Genomic DNA, 17,434 nt, shown 5'->3' on the forward strand with positions numbered 1-17,434 from the left:
GCTAGCGAAATGATTAGCCTCCGCCTCATAAGGCGCGAAACGAATCTTGTCGGAACCGGGTTTGGTTCTGGTCCGGGATCGGGTGAGGGGCCCGGAGGTGTCGGTGGACCGGGATCGGGCACCGGCCGAGGCCGGGTTGCGGCTTGCATCGGCGGCACCCGAACCTCGTCTGGATTAGGCAAAGGTTCCTCATCTGGCAGACGGTCAGGGTCCGGCTCATCGATTGGTCTAGGCTCTCGCTCCGGCTCTGGCGACGGCAGCGGGTTCGGCATGTCTTCGTCTGGGATAGGCTTTTTCGGTCCAGCCATTTGGCGTGCTCCTCGTTGGCTCTTGAAAACCAAACCGGCCATTGCCCACATCGTTCCATCTGAGGTCGGAGGGTGCGGCCATGGCTGACCGCCCCATCCTCTTTTCCGGGCCCATGGTCCGCGCCCTGCTAGCTGACAGGAAGACGCAGACGCGTCGGATCATCGACTTCGCCGGTGTCGACAAGGTCGTCGAGTTCGTCCGTGTCGGTTTCGATAGGGATACAGGGGTCCCGTTCTTCGAGATGAAGGGCGGTGCTGGCCAGTTCCTCACGCGGCCGAAGGGTAGGCACTTCGTCGACCACCATTACTCGCCGCGGTTCGGCGTCGGCGACCGTCTCTATGTCCGCGAGGCGCATGCGATTGTTCCCCGGACGGCCTACCGTTGCAGCGAAGGCGTCGAGCAGATGCTTCGCCCCGACGACGACCATGACGCTGCGATCTTCAGGTGCGGATGGGACCGTAGCATACCCAAATGGCGGCCAGGCATTCACATGCCGCGCTGGGCGTCGCGCCTTACCCTCACCGTGACCGACGTCCGTGTGCAGCGCCTTCAAGAGATCAGCGAGGCGGATGCGATTGCCGAAGGAGCTTGGTCTAACGGCAAGGGCTACACATGCTTTGAGACGAACGCTGGCAGAACGGAAATGCTGCCGGCGGCGCGACCAGCATTCGCTGAATTGTGGAACAGCCTCAACGCCGAGCGCGGCTACGGCTGGTACGTCAACCCATGGGTGACCGTGACCACCTTCGCCGTTGAGCGTCGGAACATCGACGAGGTGGCACCATGAGCCAGCGGAAACTGTCTGGCTTATCGCGCTCTGCCTTCGAGGCTGGCGAGGGCTTCCTGAACTCGATCGAAAATTGCCGGATCATGGGCCCGAGATGCCTTCATCTGGGCGACCGCAGATTTGGCCTCACTGTCGGAAAGCGAGAAACCAGTTTCGCTATCGCCCCATTTCATTTTGACTTGGAAACCACCTGCCTTCCCCGTGGACACCAGAATTTGAGGCAGCCCATCGAGGCTATTGCCGTTCACCTTCAAGTCATGAATCACGGCCAAGGCCGTCGCGCCTGCAATGTCAGCGCCAGAAATTCCAAGCGTTTGGTAGTAGGTCAATCTACATCTCCTGTTTCTGGCTTAGGCGTACATCTGAGATATACGGCGCACAAGCGGGCATGGTGGCACCATGTCTGAGCGGATCCCATGCATCAATCCGCGCTGCCGGCGCACCTTCGCCGATGACGGCAAATCTAGCGAGATCATTTGCGGGAAGTGCTTCCGGACCTTGCCGGAAGCAACGCGCAAGCAGCACCGCCGCTACTGGCGCAAGATCCACAAGTGGGAGCGCCGCATCACACGCACCGGCGACGAATTGAACATCTTCCGGATGCGGGCAGTTCGCGACACGTTGTCGATGCGTCTCAATATGCATTGGGACACATGCATCAAGCCGTTCTTCCTGGCACCTGAAAAGCCAGCTGGCCTCGACGCCTTCTTCGAAGAGGTCGGGTTTTGAAGCCGGTACTCGTCCATCGCTATTCGTGGCTCATACCTGAGGCCATCGAGGCTCTGCTTGGCGACGACGCCGGCGACGCCAAGGGCTGGCGGATGAGGGTCGAGGGCGACGAGCTCGTCGTCGACATAGTGGAACCGGCCTCCCGTTTGCCTCAAGCCAAGAGCGAGGAATCGCGTCCGGCCGCCTCAGACGAGGGATCGTCGGCGCCGGAGACAAAATCGAAGTCGGTAAACTCGATTCCCGAAAAGGCGACCTCAGGTCAATCAGAGCGCAAAGGCGGCCCGCTGGCCCGCACCGCCGCAATCATTGGGGGCGAAAAGGGATTCTGGACCTTTGCCAAGCACAAATACGGTGAGGAAATCTCGTCGGCCGACCAAGCTGAGGCCTGGATAAAAAAGGTCTGTAGCATCGAGAGCCGTGTCGATCTCGATCACGAGCCCCGCTCCGCCCAGGTATTCCGTCCGATCGAGAAGGCATATCGGCTCTGGCTCGAGGGCTATGACTGATGGCCAGGCGTACCATCTTGATGCCACCAACGCTGGTACCGCGCGGTCTCAGCCGCGAAGAGGCCGCGGCATATCTCGGTATAGGCACCACATTGTTCGATGATCTCGTCAAGCTTGGTCAGATGCCAGACGCCAAGAAGCTAAAGGGTGCGGTGCGCTGGGATCGGCTGCAGCTTGACTGCGCATTCGAAAAGTTGCCGTCTAATGGCGAGGGCGCGCAGCAGGGTGACGACGAACAGAAGCCCGAAGACGATCCCTGGAGCAAAGTGCGTGCCTGAAGGGTCGGACATGATTGTGAGCCTGAAGCTCAAGAACGTGTGTCGCGAAGTCGATCGGCACCAAACGGTTCGGTACTACTACCGGAAAAAGCCGGGGCCGCGCATCGTGTTAAAGGGTGAGTTTGGTTCCGACGAGTTCCTGCAGTCGTATCAGGATGCCAAGGCCGGGCTTTTGCGGCCGGCTCCGAGGTTTACAACGGCTAAGCTGGCGGAGGTTCGGAAGAACACCCTGCGTTGGCTATGCATGACGTACTTCGAGAGCGCCAATTTCAGGCTCCTCGGAAAGGATACCCAGCGTGTCCGCCGCCAGATCCTGGAGCACTGTCTTGAGGAGCCAGTCGAGCCCGGATCAGAGGTGCTGTTTTCGGAGTTCCCGCTTGAGCGGCTTTCACCAAAGGCGATCAAGGCGCTGCGCGATCGCAAGCTTGATCTACCGGAAGCCGCCAACGGTCGTGTCAAGGCGTTGCGGCAGGTCTTCGCCTTTGCTGTCGAAGAAGAAGGCGAAAACGGCGATTCGCTGATGGAGAGGAACCCGGCAAAGGATGTCGGATACCTCGACAGCAACAACCCGGATGGCTTCCATAGCTGGTCGATTGAAGAGGTCCGCCAATACGAGGCCAAGCATCCGATAGGAACCAAGGCCAGGTTGGCCCTCGCGCTCCTGCTTTTCACGATGCAGCGGCGCTCCGATGTCATCCTGTTCGGAAAACAGCACGTCCGAATCAACCCTGACCCGCAGGAAGACGAATTCGAGCGAACTCTTGTGTTCACCCAATTCAAGGGACGGAAGCGGAATCCGGTCACACTCGATGTCCCGGTCATCCCGCACCTCTGGGAAATCGTCGAAAAAAGCCCGATCGGTGATCTGACATTCCTCGTCACCGCGTTCGGCCGCGGTTTCACCAGTGCTGGATTCGGTAACAAGATGCGGCAGTGGTGCGATGAGGCCAAGCTGCCGCAGTGCAGTGCTCATGGCCTTCGCAAGGCCGGGCTATCTGTGCTCGCCGAGCTGGGATGCAGCACCAAGCAGATCATGTCGATTTCGGGTCACCAGACCGAAAAAGAGGTCACCCGTTACACGCGTTCGGCGGACCAAAAGAAGCTGGCAACGGCAGCGATGACGAAGCTGGCTCGGAACAGAGCTTGAACAGATTTGCCCTAACCTTTTGCCCGATGTGATTCTGTTCGGGAAAAAAGGCGATAAAATCGAGTGTTATCAGTGGGGTGAAAAAGGAGTGGTGCCCAGACGCGGATTCGAACCACGGACACGCGGATTTTCAATCCGCTGCTCTACCAACTGAGCTATCTGGGCCTAGTTCCAGGATCGGGCCAGAAGCCTTGATCCGGATGCCTTGAGTGGTGCGCTGCACCCTTGAAAGCGGGTGGGTTATAACACGAGATTTGCCGCTGTCCAGCGCCTGCGGCGTGTTTTTCTGGAAGAAATCACAGGCCGTTGCGTAAGCAGCGACTGCCGCTCAGTGCTGTTCGCCGGCTTCGCCGTTTCCGGCCGAATCCTCGTCTTCGTCATCGCGAACGGGAATGGCGTAGCTGCCCGAAAGCCAGCGGTTGAGGTCGACGGCCTTGCAACGCGGCGAGCAGAACGGGTAGCTGTCGCGCGCCGAGGCCTTGCCGCATTCGGGGCAGGCGATCTTGGCGCGCAGGGGCGTTACGACGGCGTCGGGCTTGTCGGTCATATGCGAGCGCCGGCCTGCCAGTTGAGCTGGACCTGATAGCCTTCGCCTGAAAGCAGCAATGTCGTTTCGTAGAGCGGCAGGCCCACCACATTGGTGTAGGAGCCGACGAGCTTGACCACGAAGGTGCCGGCGAGGCCCTGGATGCCATAGCCGCCGGCCTTGCCGCGCCATTCACCCGAGCCGAGATAGTTTTCCATGTCCTGCTTCGACAGGCGCTTGAAGCGCACGCGCGTTTCGACCAGCCGCTGGCGCAGCTTGCCGGCAGGCGTCACCAGCGCGAGGCCGGTGTAGACCCGATGCGAGCGGCCCGAAAGCAGTTGCAGGCAATGCAGCGCCTCGTCGGATGTCTCGGCCTTGGGCAGGATGCGCCGGCCGACGGCAACGACCGTGTCGGCGGCAAGGATGAAGCCGGAAGCCGGCTCGGCTTCCTTGGAAAGCACGTCGTGCGCCTTCTGGGCCTTGGTCACCGACAGGCGTTTGGCCAGCGAGCGCGGATGTTCGGCCCGCATCGGGCGTTCGTCGACATCCGCTGGGAACAGCCGATCGGGCTCGATGCCTGCCTGCTGCAACAGCTCGACACGGCGGGGCGAACCCGAGGCAAGCACAAGCTTTTGCAGATCGCTCAATCCATGATCCTGTAGGCTGAGACCGGCCGACGTGCTGATAGCAGGCGGCTTACTTGAAGCGGTAGGTGATACGGCCCTTGGTCAGGTCGTAGGGCGTCATTTCGACGAGGACCTTGTCGCCGGTGAGAACGCGGATGCGGTTCTTGCGCATGCGGCCAGCGGTGTGGGCGATGATTTCGTGTTCGTTTTCGAGCTTGACCCGGAACATCGCATTCGGCAACAATTCCGTAACAACGCCCGGGAACTCGAGGACTTCTTCCTTCGGCATTCGGTACCTTTGGTTTGGATGACTTTCCGGCGACCTGGCCGGAATTTTCGCGGAACCTATATGATATTCCACGCTTTGTGAACACGCTTAATCGGCGTCGTTTTCTTGTGTCTCGGCGGCAAATCGTTTGGCCATTCTGTGCTTCAGCCGCTCACGTACGTCGCGATAGGCGTGCATGATCTGGTCGCGCGTCCCGGTGATCACCGTTGGATCGGGCGTCGGCCAGTATTCGACGTCGACCGCCATCGAGCGGGTGAATTCGAGTGCCGCATGGTGCGCCTCGGGTGCGAGCGTCACGATCAGGTCGAAATAGTTGTCCTCAAGATCATCGATGGTGCGCGGCTGGTGTTCGTCGAGCCCCATGCCTTCCTCGGCAAGCACGGCATCGACGAAGGGGTCGCGGTCGCCGGCGCGCACGCCAGCTGACGCCACGAAGATCGAGGCTGGCAGAGCATGGCGGGCAATCGCCTCGGCCATCGGCGAGCGGACCGAGTTCATTCGACACATGAACAGGATGGAGCGCGGAGAGGTGCCGTTTGCCGCCATACGTCATCCGCGCCAGTGAAGCACGCAGATCAGCGTGAAAAGGCGCCGCGCGGTGTCGAAGTCGATCTCGATCTTGCCGGAGAGACGGTCGAGCAAGGTCTGCGAGCCTTCATTGTGCAGGCCGCGCCTGCCCATGTCGATCGCCTCGATCTGGCTTGGCGTCGAAGAGCGGATCGCCTCGTAATAGCTTTCGCAGATCATGAAGTAGTCCTTCACGATGCGGCGGAACGGCGTCAGCGACAGGATGTGGGTGACGACTGCTTCGCCATGCTCGCGTGAGATGGCGAAGACCAGCCTGGCGTCTACCAGCGACAGCTTGAGCCGGTAAGGGCCATGGCCATCGTCATTGATCGGATGGAAGCTGTTTTCTTCGATCAGGTCGAAGATCGCCACAGCCCGTTCATGCTCGACGTCGGGCGTCGAACGGCCGATCGATTCGTCGAGTTCGACGTCGACCAGGCGGGAGCGTGCGTGGCCTTTGTCGGACATCGCCGCCTACATGTTCAATCTGATGGCGACCGAGCGTGCATGCGCGTCGAGACCTTCGGCCTTGGCCAGCGCGATCGCCGCGGGCGCCAGCGCCCTGAGCTGATCGGGGCCAAGCTTGAGGATCGAGCTGCGCTTGACGAAGTCGAGCACCGTCAGGCCTGAAGAAAAGCGCGCCGAGCGTGCCGTCGGCAACACGTGGTTGGAGCCACCGACATAGTCGCCGATGACTTCGGGCGTGTGCTTGCCGATGAAGATGGCACCGGCATTGCGGACCTTCGGCAGCATGGCTTCCGGATCGGCGACGGCGAGTTCGAGATGCTCTGCGGCGATACGATTGACCAATGGCATGGCCGCATCGAAGTCGTCGACCAGGATGACAGCGCCAAAGTCGCGCCAGCTGGCGGCTGCCGTCTCGGCTCGGGGAAGCAGCTTGATCTGGCGCTCGACAGCCTCCTCCACCGACTTGCCGAAGGCGGCGTCGTCGGTGATCAGGATCGATTGCGCCGACACGTCGTGTTCGGCCTGGGCGAGCAGGTCCGCGGCCAGCCAGTCGGGGTCGTTGTCGCTGTCGGCAACAACAAGCACTTCCGACGGTCCGGCGATCATGTCGATGCCGACTGTGCCGAACACCTGGCGCTTGGCCGCCGCGACATAAGCATTGCCGGGGCCGACGATCTTGGCGACAGGAGCAATGGTTTCGGTGCCATAGGCAAGGGCGGCAACAGCCTGGGCGCCGCCGACGCGGTAGATTTCCGACACGCCGGCAAGGTCGGCTGCAACAAGCGTAAGCGGGTTGATGACACCGCCTGATGCCGGCACGACGATGACGATGCGCTCGACGCCGGCGACCTGCGCCGGCACGGCATTCATCAGCACCGAGCTTGGATAGCTCGCCGTGCCGCCGGGCACATAGAGCCCGACCGCCTCGACGGCGGTCCAGCGCGAGCCGAGCTCGACGCCGATCGGGTCGACATAACGGTCGTCCTTGGGCATCTGGCGGGCATGGTGCGAACGGATGCGGTCGCGGGCAAAGCGCAGCGCCTCGACCGTCTCCGGATCGGCATCCTTGTAGGCTTGTTCGATGTCGGCGCGGGTCACTGCGATGCCGAGCGTGCCGAGGTCGGCACGGTCGAATTTCAAGGTGTAGTCGATCAGCGCTGCGTCGCCGCGGTCACGCACGTCGTCAATGATGGCGCGCACCGTCGCATCGACGTCGTGAGAGACCTCGCGCTTGGTCGTCAGGAAGGCGGCGAAGCGCTTTTCGAAGTCTGCGTCTGATTGGCGAAGCGTGATGGCCATTGTCTGGAAATGCTCAGGTATTGTGGATGGGGCGGGATGAGGCCTGCCAGGCAGCGCCGGTGTCGGTCAGGCGCGCCTCTATGACCTCGACGTCGAGGCGGATGGCGGCATCGCCGGAAAACAGCAGCTCGATCGTCCCGGTCGGGCCTTCTTCCCCGGCGAATCCGATCGCCAGAAGCTCCAGCACCTCGTCGGTCTTGGTACGGGAAATGCCATGCAACTGGGCCGACAGCACGCGGTCGAAATGCAGGATCGACCTGCGCCGCTCGTATTTCGGCCGGAAGAAACCCTTCTTGGTTTCCCAGGCGAAGCGGTTCATCGCCAGCGCAAAACGCTTCGCAGGCGCATCAAATGCGATGTCGCCGACCTTGATCACCGCATCCTGCACATGCGCCGAAACGATCTCCAGATCTTCTTCGTCGAGGGCGACTAGCTTGAGCAGGTTCATGTCCGGTCGGCTGCCTGTGCGGAAAGGTGATGCTTCCGGCTTTGTTAGGCGGTCTTGGTGCAGTGCGCAACCGCGTGTGAGGGCAAGTGGGGCAGTAAGGGACTATGGCAGTAAGGCATTGGGGCGGAAGCCACTATTACCCGACTGCCTTACTGCCCCATTCCCCTAATTCAGCCGCTGATGCGCTCGATCACCGCGCCGCAACGCGACAGCTTTTCTTCTAGGCGCTCGAAGCCGCGGTCGAGATGGTAGACGCGGTTGACCACCGTTTCGCCTTCGGCGGCGAGGCCGGCGATGACCAGCGACACCGAGGCGCGCAGGTCGGTCGCCATGACAGGCGCGCCCTTGAGCTTGGAAACGCCCTCGACGATCGCCGTCTGGCCCGACAGCGTGATGTGGGCGCCGAGGCGGGCGAGTTCCTGCACATGCATGAAGCGGTTTTCGAAGATCGTCTCGGTGATCTTGGATTTGCCCTTCGACATCGTCATCAGGCCCATGAACTGCGCCTGCAGGTCGGTGGGAAAGCCGGGGAAGGGCTCGGTGACGACGTCGACCGGGGTGATGCCCGAGCCGTTGCGCAGCACGCGGATGCCGGAATTGGTCTGGATGATCTCGGCACCGGTCTGCGACAGCACGTCGAGCGCACCTTGCAGCAGGTCGGCGCGTGCGCCTTCGAGCAGCACGTCGCCACCGGTCATGGCGACAGCCATGGCGTAGGTGCCGGTCTCGATGCGGTCGGGGATGACGCGGTGGCGCGCACCCGACAGCGAATCGACGCCTTCGATGGTGATCGTCGAGGTGCCCTGACCGGTGATCCTGGCGCCCATGGCGTTGAGGCATTCGGCGAGGTTGACGACCTCAGGCTCGCGGGCTGCGTTTTCCAGCACCGTCTCGCCGCGCGCCAGCGTCGCCGCCATCATCAGCACATGGGTGGCGCCGACCGAAATCTTGGGGAAGGTGTAGCGGTTGCCGGTGAGGCGGTTCTTGGCCGACGCCAGGATGTAGCCGTTCTCGACCTCGATCTTGGCGCCCAGCGCCTGCAGGCCGTCGATGAAAAGGTCGACCGGGCGCGTGCCGATGGCGCAGCCACCGGGCAGCGACACCTTGGCTTCGCCCATGCGGGCGAGCAGCGGGCCGATGACCCAGAAGCTGGCGCGCATCTTGGAGACCAGCTCGTAAGGCGCTGTGGTGTCGACGATGTTGCGCGCGGTAAACGAGATGGTGCGCGAATAGCCTTCGCCCTGGCGCTCGCGGCGGCCGGAGACGGAATAGTCGACGCCGTGATTGCCGAGAATGCGGATCAGTTGCTCGACATCGGCCAGATGCGGCACGTTTTCGAGCGTCAGCGTATCGTCGGTGAGCAGCGAGGCGATCATCAGGGGAAGGGCTGCGTTCTTCGCGCCCGAGATCGGGATGGTTCCGGTCAGCTCGTTGCCGCCGACAATTCTGATGCGATCCATTGGCCGTCGTTTCTCCGGGCGATCCCGGTTCTGGCGAGAAATTTTCTTGCCGCCCGTCTAGACCATCGCGCTTTCAGGTTCAAGAAAGCGCGGTTTTGCGGTCATTGGGCGCCAAGCGCCTGCCGTCGCCGGTCAGGCTTTCTCGGGTTTCTCCGTCTCGCCCTCTGAAGCCGCGAGGCCTTCCGGCCTCGTATCGGCTTCGCCGGTGCGCCGCGAGCGCGCCTGCGCCTTGCGTTTCATCAGGTTGGCGCGCAACTCGGCCGCGAGCCGTGCCTGGCGCTGATCGGCACCGCTTGAGGGCGTTTTTGGTTTCGACGACATGTGGTGGTCCCCGCTTGCCGATCGTTCATAGCGGCTTGGCAACTGAAATGGCCAGTATTGTGGCGTAGGCGGGCCTGTGGAAAATGATACACGATTTGAGCCAACTGATAACTTGCGCTTCCGGGAATCATGTGGCACAAGCCGCCCCGTTCACAGTTGCTGCCGTAGCTCAGTGGTAGAGCACTCCCTTGGTAAGGGAGAGGTCGAGAGTTCAATCCTCTCTGGCAGCACCATTCTCCCCTAGGAAGAATATTTTGTCCTGCACGCGCCCGAACGTCGGCGCACCGCAGCCCTTGCGACCACAGCGCGCTTAAAATTGCCGGTTTGATCGGTGCTAGGCCTTGTTGAGCGACGCCTTTGCCAGCGCTCTCAGATTCGACAGTCGGCAAAATCCAGCGCCGATATCCCAGAACGCACGTTTGCTCTGTTCGCGTCGGTTCGGGCTGTCGATTTGAGGCGCTGATGGCGCAGGCAGTTGGAAGCCGAACGGTTCGACTGGCTTGCCGCCGCGTTCGGTCCAGTAGCCATCGAGATCGGCCTGCATCAAGCGGCGGCGTTTGCGGCAGCGCTGGTTGATGACGTGGGTGGCATTGGAGACGGCCATGATGTGGGCCGGGTTGGCTGATGACACCAGGCCGTGCAGGGCGAGCAGCATGGCATCCTTGGGCCGTAGGCCGCCGAGGCAGCGGGTGGCTGATATGACGGAACGTTTGGCTTCCGCCCCTTTGGGCCCTTGCATGCCGCCGATCGCCAGGCTCGGCGAACCGTCCTCGCCACGCACGAAGACGAAGCTTGCCGTCCATAGCGTGTAGTCGTCACTCGCCCGTGACAGCTTGATGGCGAAGACGCCTTCGTGGCGGCAGCCGCAGTGGTCGGCGAGCAGCATCTGCATGCTGTAGTCTTCGTGGCGGCCGCTGACTGTCCCCATGTCGAGGCGTTCGCCGCGCCAGAGCGTTGCAAGAGCGTCGTGCCGCAGCAGTTCCGCGGCGATGCGGAAATGTTCGGTCATCAAGCCAAGCCGCGCGGGGCTAAGGATTCCGGTGATGAAAAAGACATCCAGCGACTTGCGCAGCAGGTCGTCATGCGGCCGGCCGAGCGCCTGCCGGCGGGAGAAATCGTCGAGGAAATTGATCCAGCCAAACGTGCTGACCGGGCGGCAGGCGAATCGCAGGCAGAACACCGCCGAGCGCTTGAGCGAGATGCGGGCGCCGAGGCTGAACATCTGGAGAAAAACCGAGCGATGCCTCGTGGCCCGTGCCGGCGACGGCTGGAGCGGCAGCAGGCTGCGCTGGTCCAGTTCCGTTTTCCATTCGTGTCGCACGTGTCAGCTCCTTCGGACTGCGTCTGCCGGCCCGGGAAAGTCCTGAGCTGGCGGAGCGATCTAAGGGGGGCTGCGCATTGCGCCTGCATTGCAAAGCAGGCACGCGTCGGCTGTGCCGAATCGAATTGTGCGCCGAAATCGGCCAAAAGCTGGAGAGTTGTAGTTGGATCCTCGACATTCGTCGGGGAAATGACGGCAGAGTGTCGTTGGGCCGGCGGTACGGCTTCGAGCCTACAGCTGCGATTCGATGGGCAGATAGCTGATGACTTTGGCCACCAGCCGCCGCCGCAGGCTGGCCTGCGGTTCGTGGCTGAGTTCGCGCGGGCCACTGGCGGCGCTGTCGGTCCAGGTCAGCTTGTCGCCATGCAATGAAAGCCGGAAGGCGCTGCGCGGCGAGGTCTGCGCCGAAATCACAATCTCGACCTCCTTTGCGAGTTCGGCCTGCCTGAACAGCACGCCCATCTCGGTATTGAGCGCGGCCGAGCGCGGGTCGAAGTTGAACGAGCCGACGAAGCCGGCCTCGCCGTCGGCGATGAATGCCTTGGTGTGCAGGCTCGCACCTTTCGAACCGAACAGTGACATGTCGGTGCGGTCCTCGTCCGGCTTCAGTTCGTAGATGTCGACGCCGTTCTCAAGCAGCGGCTTGCGGTAGCGGACATAGGCGCCGTGGACGGCGGCAACGTCGGTGGCGGCCAGCGAATTGGTCAGCACCGTCACCTCGACGCCGTTTCTGGCCAGCGTCGTCAGTTCGCGGGTACCGGCCTCGCCGGGGATGAAATAGGGCGAGACAATGCGCAGTTCCCGCTTCGCCGAAGTCAGGATCGGCCTGATTGCCGTCATCAGCCAGCTGTCCTGGCCGCTGCCCGATGCCTTTTCCGGCGGGTCGGAGGCGACTGTCGCCTCGCCGGTCCAGCGCAGCCTGCCCATGCCAGACGACGACCATTGCCGGCTCTCGTCGGCGACACGGTGGATATAGGGTTCGGCGAGCCCAGTCGTCGCTGTTCGCTCCAACCGTTTGCGCAGGGCTGGCAGGTCGCCCCTGGCCATGCCGGTGACATGGCGGATCGGCAGTACTGCCTCGCTGTTCCAGAAGCGGTCGAAGATGGCTTCGGTCTGGCCGACCACGGGGCCGACGAGCAAAAGGTCCATGTCGCGGAAATTGGCCTCTTCCGAGGCGTCGAAATAGGCGTCGCCGACATTGCGCCCGCCGACGATGGCCAGCCGGCCGTCGGCGACCCACGCCTTGTTGTGCATGCGCCGTGTGGTGCGCACCGCGCGCAGCACCAGCTCCAGCCCTCGCTGCAGGCCGAAGGCGCGCGCCCAGCTCGGATTGAACAGGCGCACTTCGATGTTGGGATGGCTGTCGAGAGCGAGGTAGTTGGGGTCGTAGCCCTTGGCGTTGATGTCGTCGAGGATCAGCCGCACGCGCACGCCACGATCGGCGGCACCGAGGATCTCGCGGGCGAGCAGGCTGCCGGTCAGATCGTCCTTCCAATAATAGTATTGCAGGTCGAGGCTGCGCTGCGCATGGCGCGCGGTGTAGGCGCGGATAGCGAAGGCGTGCAGGTTGGATGAAAGCAGCGCCAGCCCGCTCTCGTGGTCATGATTGGCCAGGAGCGGGGCCACCAGCCGGTCGAACTGGGTTTCGTCTTCAGCGGTCGGCAAGGCGCTGGAGGGCCTTCCCTGCGCCCGCTTGGCGAAGCGGCCATAGGCATAGACCGCCAGCAGCGAGGCGATGACCAGAATCCCGACGATCGCGACGGCGATGGCGATGAGTTTCATGCGGCGGGCGGCCAGTCGGCTTTGGAGGGAACCATATCCTCACGGTAGCATTTCGGTGGAAGGCTATCGTGACGCATGTGGTAAACCTCGAATAGCTCGACCATATAGGCTACAGTTGGCAAATACGCCTGCCGCAACTGAACACGAATTTCCCAGAGATTCCAGACGAGTGATGGCTAGCAGACCAGGCTTTGAGAATTCAGCGGAAGCAGGTGCCGCGCACCGGTCCTCGACGTTGGAGCATCGCGATACGTCGTCGAGCGCACCAGCCGGCGCGCACAGCGAAATCGTCGTCGCCTCCTACAATGTCCACAAATGTGTCGGTCTCGACCGTCGCTTTGATCCGCAGCGCACGATGCAGGTCATCTCCGAGATCGGCGCTGACGTCATTGCCCTGCAGGAAGCCGACCAGCGTTTTGGCGATCGGGCAGGGCTGCTCGACCTCGAAGCGGTCGAGCGCGAGACCGGGCTTGTTCCGGTGCCGCTCGCCGGTCGGCGCAAGAGCCATGGCTGGCACGGCAATGTCGTGCTGTTTCGCAAGGGGTCGGTCAGTTCGGCGCGGCAGATCGTGCTGCCGGGGGCCGAGCCGCGCGGTGCCGTTGTTGTCGATCTCGAGCTCGATGCCGGGCCGCTTCGGATCATCGCGGCGCATTTCGGCTTGTTGCGCCATTCGCGTAAATTGCAGGCTGGAACGCTTCTGACCGCCGCCGAGCTGCACAGCGACAAGCCGACGGTTCTTGTCGGTGACCTCAACGAATGGCGGCTGGGCAAACGTTCGTCGCTGCGCAGCCTGGAACCGGCCTTCGGGCCGATGCATGCCATCGTTCCGAGTTTCCCGTCGCGTTTTCCGGTGCTGGCGCTCGACCGTGTCATGGCGCGGCCGCACAGCCTGCTCACCGAGCTTGAGGCACATGACACGGCGCTGGCACGCATCGCATCGGATCACCTGCCGATCCGGGCCGTCATTCGGCTGAACGCCAAGAGCAACGGTCTCGCCGAAGCCGCCTGATCACTGCACGACGAAGAAATCGCTGATCCGCTGAGCCATCTGGCGCAGCAGCGGCAGTATTTCGGCTTCCATCTCGGCTGGCGTGTGACGTGACGTCTGGGTCGAGACGTTGATCGCCGCAACGATCGCATTGGAGCGATCGCGCAAAGGCACGGCGATTGAGCGCAGCCCGATTTCCAGTTCCTCGTCGACGATGGCGAAATTGTCCGTCCGCGCCTTGGCGATGATGTTGGCCAGCTTGGCCCTGTCGGTGACGGTTTTCGACGTGCGCTGGGTGATGTTTGCGCGGGCGAGAAAAGCCTCGAGGTCGGGTTGCGACAGCCCCGACAACAGCACGCGGCCCATGGCGGTGCAGAAGGCGGGCAGGTGCGCGCCGACCTGCAGGTCGACACCGATGATCCTGGGCCCCGGGACGCGTGCGACATAAACCATGTCTTCGCCCGACAGGGTCGCTGCCGAACAGGATTCGTGCAGCTTGGCCGCTGTCTCCTTCATGAAGGGCTCGGCGAAGGTCCACAGCGGCACGCCGTGCAGCCAGATGCGGGCCTGTGCCAGAAGACGAGGCGACAACGAAAAATTGCGGCCGGCCTGTACAGCGTAGCCGGTGGCCACCAGCGTCAGCAGGAAACGCCGCGCGCCGGCGCGGGTGAGGCCAGCCTTTTCGGCGGTTTCGGTGAGGGTCAGCCCGGCGGGATTGGCCGCCAGGATCTCCATCACCGACAGCCCGCGTTCCAGCGAGGTGACATGATCGCGGCCAGGTTCTTCGTCGCTCATGCCGAACGTCTCCAACGGCTGGAGTGCGGCCGAGCCAAATCATTTGACTCTCACCGTATCCTGCATCAAGGATGTATCACATATAAAACAAATGTTCGCAATTCGAACTTTTGACACCAGGGACGAAACGCCATGGCCAAATTCCTCCCCTTGTCACAGGCGGTCGCCGACAATCTCAACAACGGCGACACCGTGGCCTTCGAAGGGTTCACGCATCTCATTCCCACCGCCGCCGCGCATGAGGCGATCCGCCAGGGTTTCAGGGACCTGACGCTGGTGCGCATGACGCCCGACCTGGTCTACGACCAGATGATCGGCATGGGCATGGCGAAGAAGGCGATCTTTTCCTACGCCGGCAATCCCGGTGTCGGCCTGCTGCGCCGCCTGCGCGACGCGGTCGAGAACGGCTTTCCGCATGCGTTGGAGATCGAGGAGCACAGCCACGCCGCCATGGCCAACGCCTATGAGGCGGGCGCTGCCGGCCTGCCTTGCGCGATCTTTCGTGGTTATCGCGGCGCCGAACTCGCCAGGGTCAATCCGAACATCAGGTCGGTGACCTGCCCGTTCACCGGCGAGGTGCTGGCGGCCGTTCCCTCGGTTCGTCCCGACGTCACCTTCATCCACGCCCAGAAGGCCAACAGGCGCGGCGACGTGCTGGTCGAAGGCATCATCGGCATCCAGAAGGAAGCGGCCCTTGCCGCCAGGCGCGCCGTGGTCACCGTCGAGGAGGTGGTCGACAATTTCAACGACCTGCACCCCAACCTGACGGTGTTGCCCAACTGGTCGGTAACGGCAATCTCAGTCGTGCCGGGCGGGGCGCATCCATCCTACGCGCATGGCTATTACGTCAGGGACAATGCCTCCTACCTCGAATGGGACGAGATCGCTGCCGACCGCGACCGCTTCAGCGCGTGGATGCAGAAGAATGTCATCGAAAAGAGCGCCGACGATTTCGCGGCCCGCGTCGAACAGCTGAGGAACGTCGCATGAACGAACTCGGCTTCACCCCCAACGAGATGATGACCATTGCCGCCTCGCGCGCGCTCAAGGGTGACGATGTCTGCTTCGTCGGCATCGGCGCACCGTCGGCCGCCTGCAATGTGGCGCGGCTGACCCATGCGCCCGACATCACGCTGATCTACGAATCCGGCACCATCGGCACCGCGCCAGATGTCCTGCCGCTGTCGATCGGCGACGGCGAATTGTGCGACACCGCCGTCACCACCGTGTCGGTGCCGGAGATGTTCCGCTACTGGCTGCAGGGCGGGCGCATCTCCATCGGTTTCCTCGGTGCCGCCCAACTCGACAAGTTCGGCAACATCAACACGACAGTCATTGGCGACTATGCCCATCCCAGGACGCGCCTGCCGGGCGGTGGCGGCGCGCCGGAGATCGCGACCTCGTCGAAGGAAATCTACATCACCATGGCGCAGACCAAGCGCGGCATGGTCGAAAAGATCGACTTCTACACCTCGTTTGGCCATGGCGATGGCGGCGACCATCGCCAGCGTCTCGGCATCGACACCAAGGGGCCGACGCTTTTGATCACCGATCTGGCGCTCTGGAAGCCGGACCCTGTCACCAAGGAGTTCACCGTCGTTTCGTTGCATCCGGGCGTGGCCCGCGACAAGGTGCAGGAGACCTGCGGCTGGACCGTCAAGTTCGCCGACACGCTCGAGGAGACGCCTGCGCCGACCGAGCTGGAGCTGAAGACGCTGCGCGACCTCAAGGCACGCACCGATGCTGCCCACAAGGGTGTGGCGCTCAGCGCAAAGAGAGGATCGAGGGATGGCTGAGGCCTATATCTGCGACTACATCCGCACGCCGATCGGCCGTTTCGGCGGTTCCCTGTCGTCGGTTCGCGCCGACGACCTTGGGGCCGTTCCGCTCAAGGCGCTGATGGAGCGTAACGCTTCCGTCGACTGGGCCGCCATCGATGATGTCATCTTTGGCTGCGCCAACCAAGCCGGCGAGGACAATCGCAACGTCGCCCGCATGTCGCTGCTGCTGGCCGGCCTGCCGCAGGAGGTGTCGGGCACGACGATCAATCGGCTCTGCGGTTCGGGCATGGACGCGCTGATTGCCGCTGCCCGGGCGATCAAGGCTGGCGAAGCCGAGCTGATGATTGCTGGCGGCGTCGAGAGCATGAGCCGCGCACCCTTCGTCATGCCCAAGGCCGACAGCGCCTTCTCGCGCCATGCCGAGATCCACGACACCACCATCGGCTGGCGTTTCGTCAACCCGCTGATGAAGAAGCAGTACGGTGTCGATTCGATGCCCGAGACCGGCGAGAACGTGGCAGAGGACTTTGCCGTCTCCCGCGCCGACCAGGACGCCTTTGCGCTACGCAGCCAGAACAAGGCCGTCGCCGCACAGGAAAATGGCCGTCTCGGCAAGGAGATCACGCCCGTGACCATTGCGCAGCGCAAGGGCGATGCCATCGTCGTTTCAAAGGACGAGCATCCGCGTGCCGGCACCACCATCGAGACTCTGGCCAAGCTACCGACGCCGTTCCGCCAAGGCGGGACGGTGACGGCCGGCAACGCCTCTGGTGTCAACGATGGTGCCGCGGCCCTTATCGTCGCCTCGGAAGCGGCGGTGAAGAAGTATGGCCTGACGCCGATCGCACGTGTGCTCGGCGGCGCGGCTGCCGGTGTTGCGCCGCGCATCATGGGCATCGGACCGGCACCGGCGACGAAGAAGCTGTGCGCCCGTCTCGGCATTCAGCCTTCCGATTTCGACGTCATCGAACTCAACGAGGCATTCGCCTCCCAGGGCATTGCCGTGC

At 62.8% G+C, this 17,434-nt stretch carries 22 protein-coding genes and 2 tRNA genes; 10 read left to right on the plus strand and 14 right to left on the minus strand.

Going from position 1 to position 17,434, the window contains the following annotated elements; translation table 11 throughout:
• Positions 1 to 388: 388 nt before the first annotated feature.
• Positions 389 to 1,096: a hypothetical protein gene (locus IHE39_RS28125; RefSeq protein ID WP_192568841.1), complete on the plus strand. Its 708-nt coding sequence runs from the start codon at positions 389 to 391 to the stop codon at positions 1,094 to 1,096.
• Positions 1,097 to 1,116: 20 nt separating this feature from the next.
• Here IHE39_RS28125 and IHE39_RS28130 read toward each other — a convergent pair whose 3' ends face one another.
• On the minus strand, positions 1,117 to 1,425 hold the full coding sequence (locus IHE39_RS28130) for a hypothetical protein (protein ID WP_192568842.1): 309 nt from the start codon (positions 1,423 to 1,425) through the stop codon (positions 1,117 to 1,119).
• Between the two features lie 70 nt (positions 1,426 to 1,495).
• On the opposite strand from IHE39_RS28130, the gene IHE39_RS28135 reads away from it, so the two are divergent.
• The 4 genes from IHE39_RS28135 to IHE39_RS28150 all read left to right on the plus strand — a co-directional run bounded on the left by IHE39_RS28135 (position 1,496) and on the right by IHE39_RS28150 (position 3,756).
• Positions 1,496 to 1,825 (plus strand): hypothetical protein, encoded by a 330-nt coding sequence (locus IHE39_RS28135; protein WP_192568843.1) that lies wholly within the window; start codon positions 1,496 to 1,498, stop codon positions 1,823 to 1,825.
• 92 nt (positions 1,826 to 1,917) lie between these two features.
• The gene (locus IHE39_RS28140) at positions 1,918 to 2,331 is read left to right on the plus strand and encodes a hypothetical protein (RefSeq protein ID WP_192568844.1); all 414 of its coding nucleotides are present in this window, start codon (positions 1,918 to 1,920) and stop codon (positions 2,329 to 2,331) included.
• Positions 2,331 to 2,609, plus strand: a complete 279-nt coding sequence (locus IHE39_RS28145; protein ID WP_192568845.1) for a hypothetical protein — start codon at positions 2,331 to 2,333, stop codon at positions 2,607 to 2,609. The genes IHE39_RS28140 and IHE39_RS28145 overlap by 1 nt, the downstream gene beginning before the upstream one ends.
• A gap of 16 nt (positions 2,610 to 2,625) precedes the next feature.
• Positions 2,626 to 3,756 (plus strand): site-specific integrase, encoded by a 1,131-nt coding sequence (locus IHE39_RS28150; RefSeq protein WP_343070138.1) that lies wholly within the window; start codon positions 2,626 to 2,628, stop codon positions 3,754 to 3,756.
• 89 nt (positions 3,757 to 3,845) lie between these two features.
• Here the strand turns inward: IHE39_RS28150 and IHE39_RS28155 are convergent.
• The 10 genes from IHE39_RS28155 to IHE39_RS28200 all read right to left on the minus strand — a co-directional run bounded on the left by IHE39_RS28155 (position 3,846) and on the right by IHE39_RS28200 (position 9,760).
• Positions 3,846 to 3,921: transfer RNA gene (locus IHE39_RS28155), tRNA-Phe, on the minus strand.
• Between the two features lie 163 nt (positions 3,922 to 4,084).
• Complete coding sequence (gene yacG / locus IHE39_RS28160) at positions 4,085 to 4,303, minus strand: DNA gyrase inhibitor YacG (protein ID WP_192568847.1); 219 nt, start codon at positions 4,301 to 4,303, stop codon at positions 4,085 to 4,087.
• On the minus strand, positions 4,300 to 4,929 hold the full coding sequence (locus IHE39_RS28165) for a Maf-like protein (RefSeq protein ID WP_192568848.1): 630 nt from the start codon (positions 4,927 to 4,929) through the stop codon (positions 4,300 to 4,302). The genes yacG and IHE39_RS28165 overlap by 4 nt, the downstream gene beginning before the upstream one ends.
• A gap of 49 nt (positions 4,930 to 4,978) precedes the next feature.
• A complete protein-coding gene (gene infA, locus IHE39_RS28170) occupies positions 4,979 to 5,197 on the minus strand; it encodes a translation initiation factor IF-1 (RefSeq protein WP_006200926.1) in 219 nt (72 codons plus the stop codon).
• 87 nt (positions 5,198 to 5,284) lie between these two features.
• Complete coding sequence (locus IHE39_RS28175; protein WP_434781348.1) at positions 5,285 to 5,743, minus strand: arsenate-mycothiol transferase ArsC; 459 nt, start codon at positions 5,741 to 5,743, stop codon at positions 5,285 to 5,287.
• Between the two features lie 3 nt (positions 5,744 to 5,746).
• Positions 5,747 to 6,232, minus strand: a complete 486-nt coding sequence (locus tag IHE39_RS28180; protein WP_067965312.1) for a UPF0262 family protein — start codon at positions 6,230 to 6,232, stop codon at positions 5,747 to 5,749.
• 6 nt (positions 6,233 to 6,238) lie between these two features.
• The gene (gene hisD, locus IHE39_RS28185) at positions 6,239 to 7,531 is read right to left on the minus strand and encodes a histidinol dehydrogenase (protein WP_192568849.1); all 1,293 of its coding nucleotides are present in this window, start codon (positions 7,529 to 7,531) and stop codon (positions 6,239 to 6,241) included.
• Between the two features lie 13 nt (positions 7,532 to 7,544).
• Positions 7,545 to 7,979, minus strand: coding sequence for a DUF2948 family protein (locus IHE39_RS28190; protein WP_192568850.1), 435 nt, complete (start codon positions 7,977 to 7,979; stop codon positions 7,545 to 7,547).
• A 170-nt stretch (positions 7,980 to 8,149) separates the two neighbouring features.
• Positions 8,150 to 9,439, minus strand: a complete 1,290-nt coding sequence (gene murA, locus IHE39_RS28195; RefSeq protein ID WP_192568851.1) for a UDP-N-acetylglucosamine 1-carboxyvinyltransferase — start codon at positions 9,437 to 9,439, stop codon at positions 8,150 to 8,152.
• 132 nt (positions 9,440 to 9,571) lie between these two features.
• Complete coding sequence (locus IHE39_RS28200) at positions 9,572 to 9,760, minus strand: hypothetical protein (RefSeq protein WP_192568852.1); 189 nt, start codon at positions 9,758 to 9,760, stop codon at positions 9,572 to 9,574.
• Between the two features lie 158 nt (positions 9,761 to 9,918).
• On the opposite strand from IHE39_RS28200, the gene IHE39_RS28205 reads away from it, so the two are divergent.
• A tRNA-Thr gene (locus IHE39_RS28205) sits at positions 9,919 to 9,993 on the plus strand.
• 101 nt (positions 9,994 to 10,094) lie between these two features.
• Here the strand turns inward: IHE39_RS28205 and IHE39_RS28210 are convergent.
• Together IHE39_RS28210 and IHE39_RS28215 are read right to left on the minus strand one after the other, a co-directional pair.
• Positions 10,095 to 11,081 carry a DUF535 family protein gene (locus IHE39_RS28210; protein ID WP_192568853.1) on the minus strand — a complete coding sequence of 329 codons (987 nt, stop codon included), beginning with the start codon at positions 11,079 to 11,081 and terminating at the stop codon, positions 10,095 to 10,097.
• A gap of 231 nt (positions 11,082 to 11,312) precedes the next feature.
• Positions 11,313 to 12,863, minus strand: coding sequence for a phospholipase D family protein (locus tag IHE39_RS28215; protein WP_192568854.1), 1,551 nt, complete (start codon positions 12,861 to 12,863; stop codon positions 11,313 to 11,315).
• Between the two features lie 172 nt (positions 12,864 to 13,035).
• Between IHE39_RS28215 and IHE39_RS28220 the strand changes: the two genes are divergently transcribed.
• Entirely contained in the window at positions 13,036 to 13,872 is an 837-nt protein-coding gene (locus tag IHE39_RS28220; RefSeq protein WP_246485663.1) for an endonuclease/exonuclease/phosphatase family protein, read from the plus strand.
• Here the strand turns inward: IHE39_RS28220 and IHE39_RS28225 are convergent, their stop codons facing one another.
• Complete coding sequence (locus tag IHE39_RS28225) at positions 13,873 to 14,646, minus strand: IclR family transcriptional regulator domain-containing protein (RefSeq protein ID WP_192568855.1); 774 nt, start codon at positions 14,644 to 14,646, stop codon at positions 13,873 to 13,875.
• A gap of 132 nt (positions 14,647 to 14,778) precedes the next feature.
• On the opposite strand from IHE39_RS28225, the gene IHE39_RS28230 reads away from it, so the two are divergent.
• The 3 genes from IHE39_RS28230 to IHE39_RS28240 all read left to right on the plus strand — a co-directional run.
• Complete coding sequence (locus tag IHE39_RS28230; protein ID WP_184771448.1) at positions 14,779 to 15,636, plus strand: CoA transferase subunit A; 858 nt, start codon at positions 14,779 to 14,781, stop codon at positions 15,634 to 15,636.
• Positions 15,633 to 16,442: a CoA-transferase subunit beta gene (locus IHE39_RS28235; protein ID WP_192568856.1), complete on the plus strand. Its 810-nt coding sequence runs from the start codon at positions 15,633 to 15,635 to the stop codon at positions 16,440 to 16,442. Before IHE39_RS28230 ends, IHE39_RS28235 begins: the two co-directional genes overlap by 4 nt.
• The coding region (locus IHE39_RS28240; protein WP_192568857.1) for a thiolase family protein at positions 16,435 to 17,434 on the plus strand (1,000 nt) is incomplete at its 3' end. The genes IHE39_RS28235 and IHE39_RS28240, both read left to right, overlap by 8 nt.

Origin of the sequence: Aminobacter carboxidus (assembly GCF_014863355.1) — a bacterium.
Taxonomy (GTDB): Bacteria; Pseudomonadota; Alphaproteobacteria; order Rhizobiales; family Rhizobiaceae; genus Aminobacter; species Aminobacter carboxidus.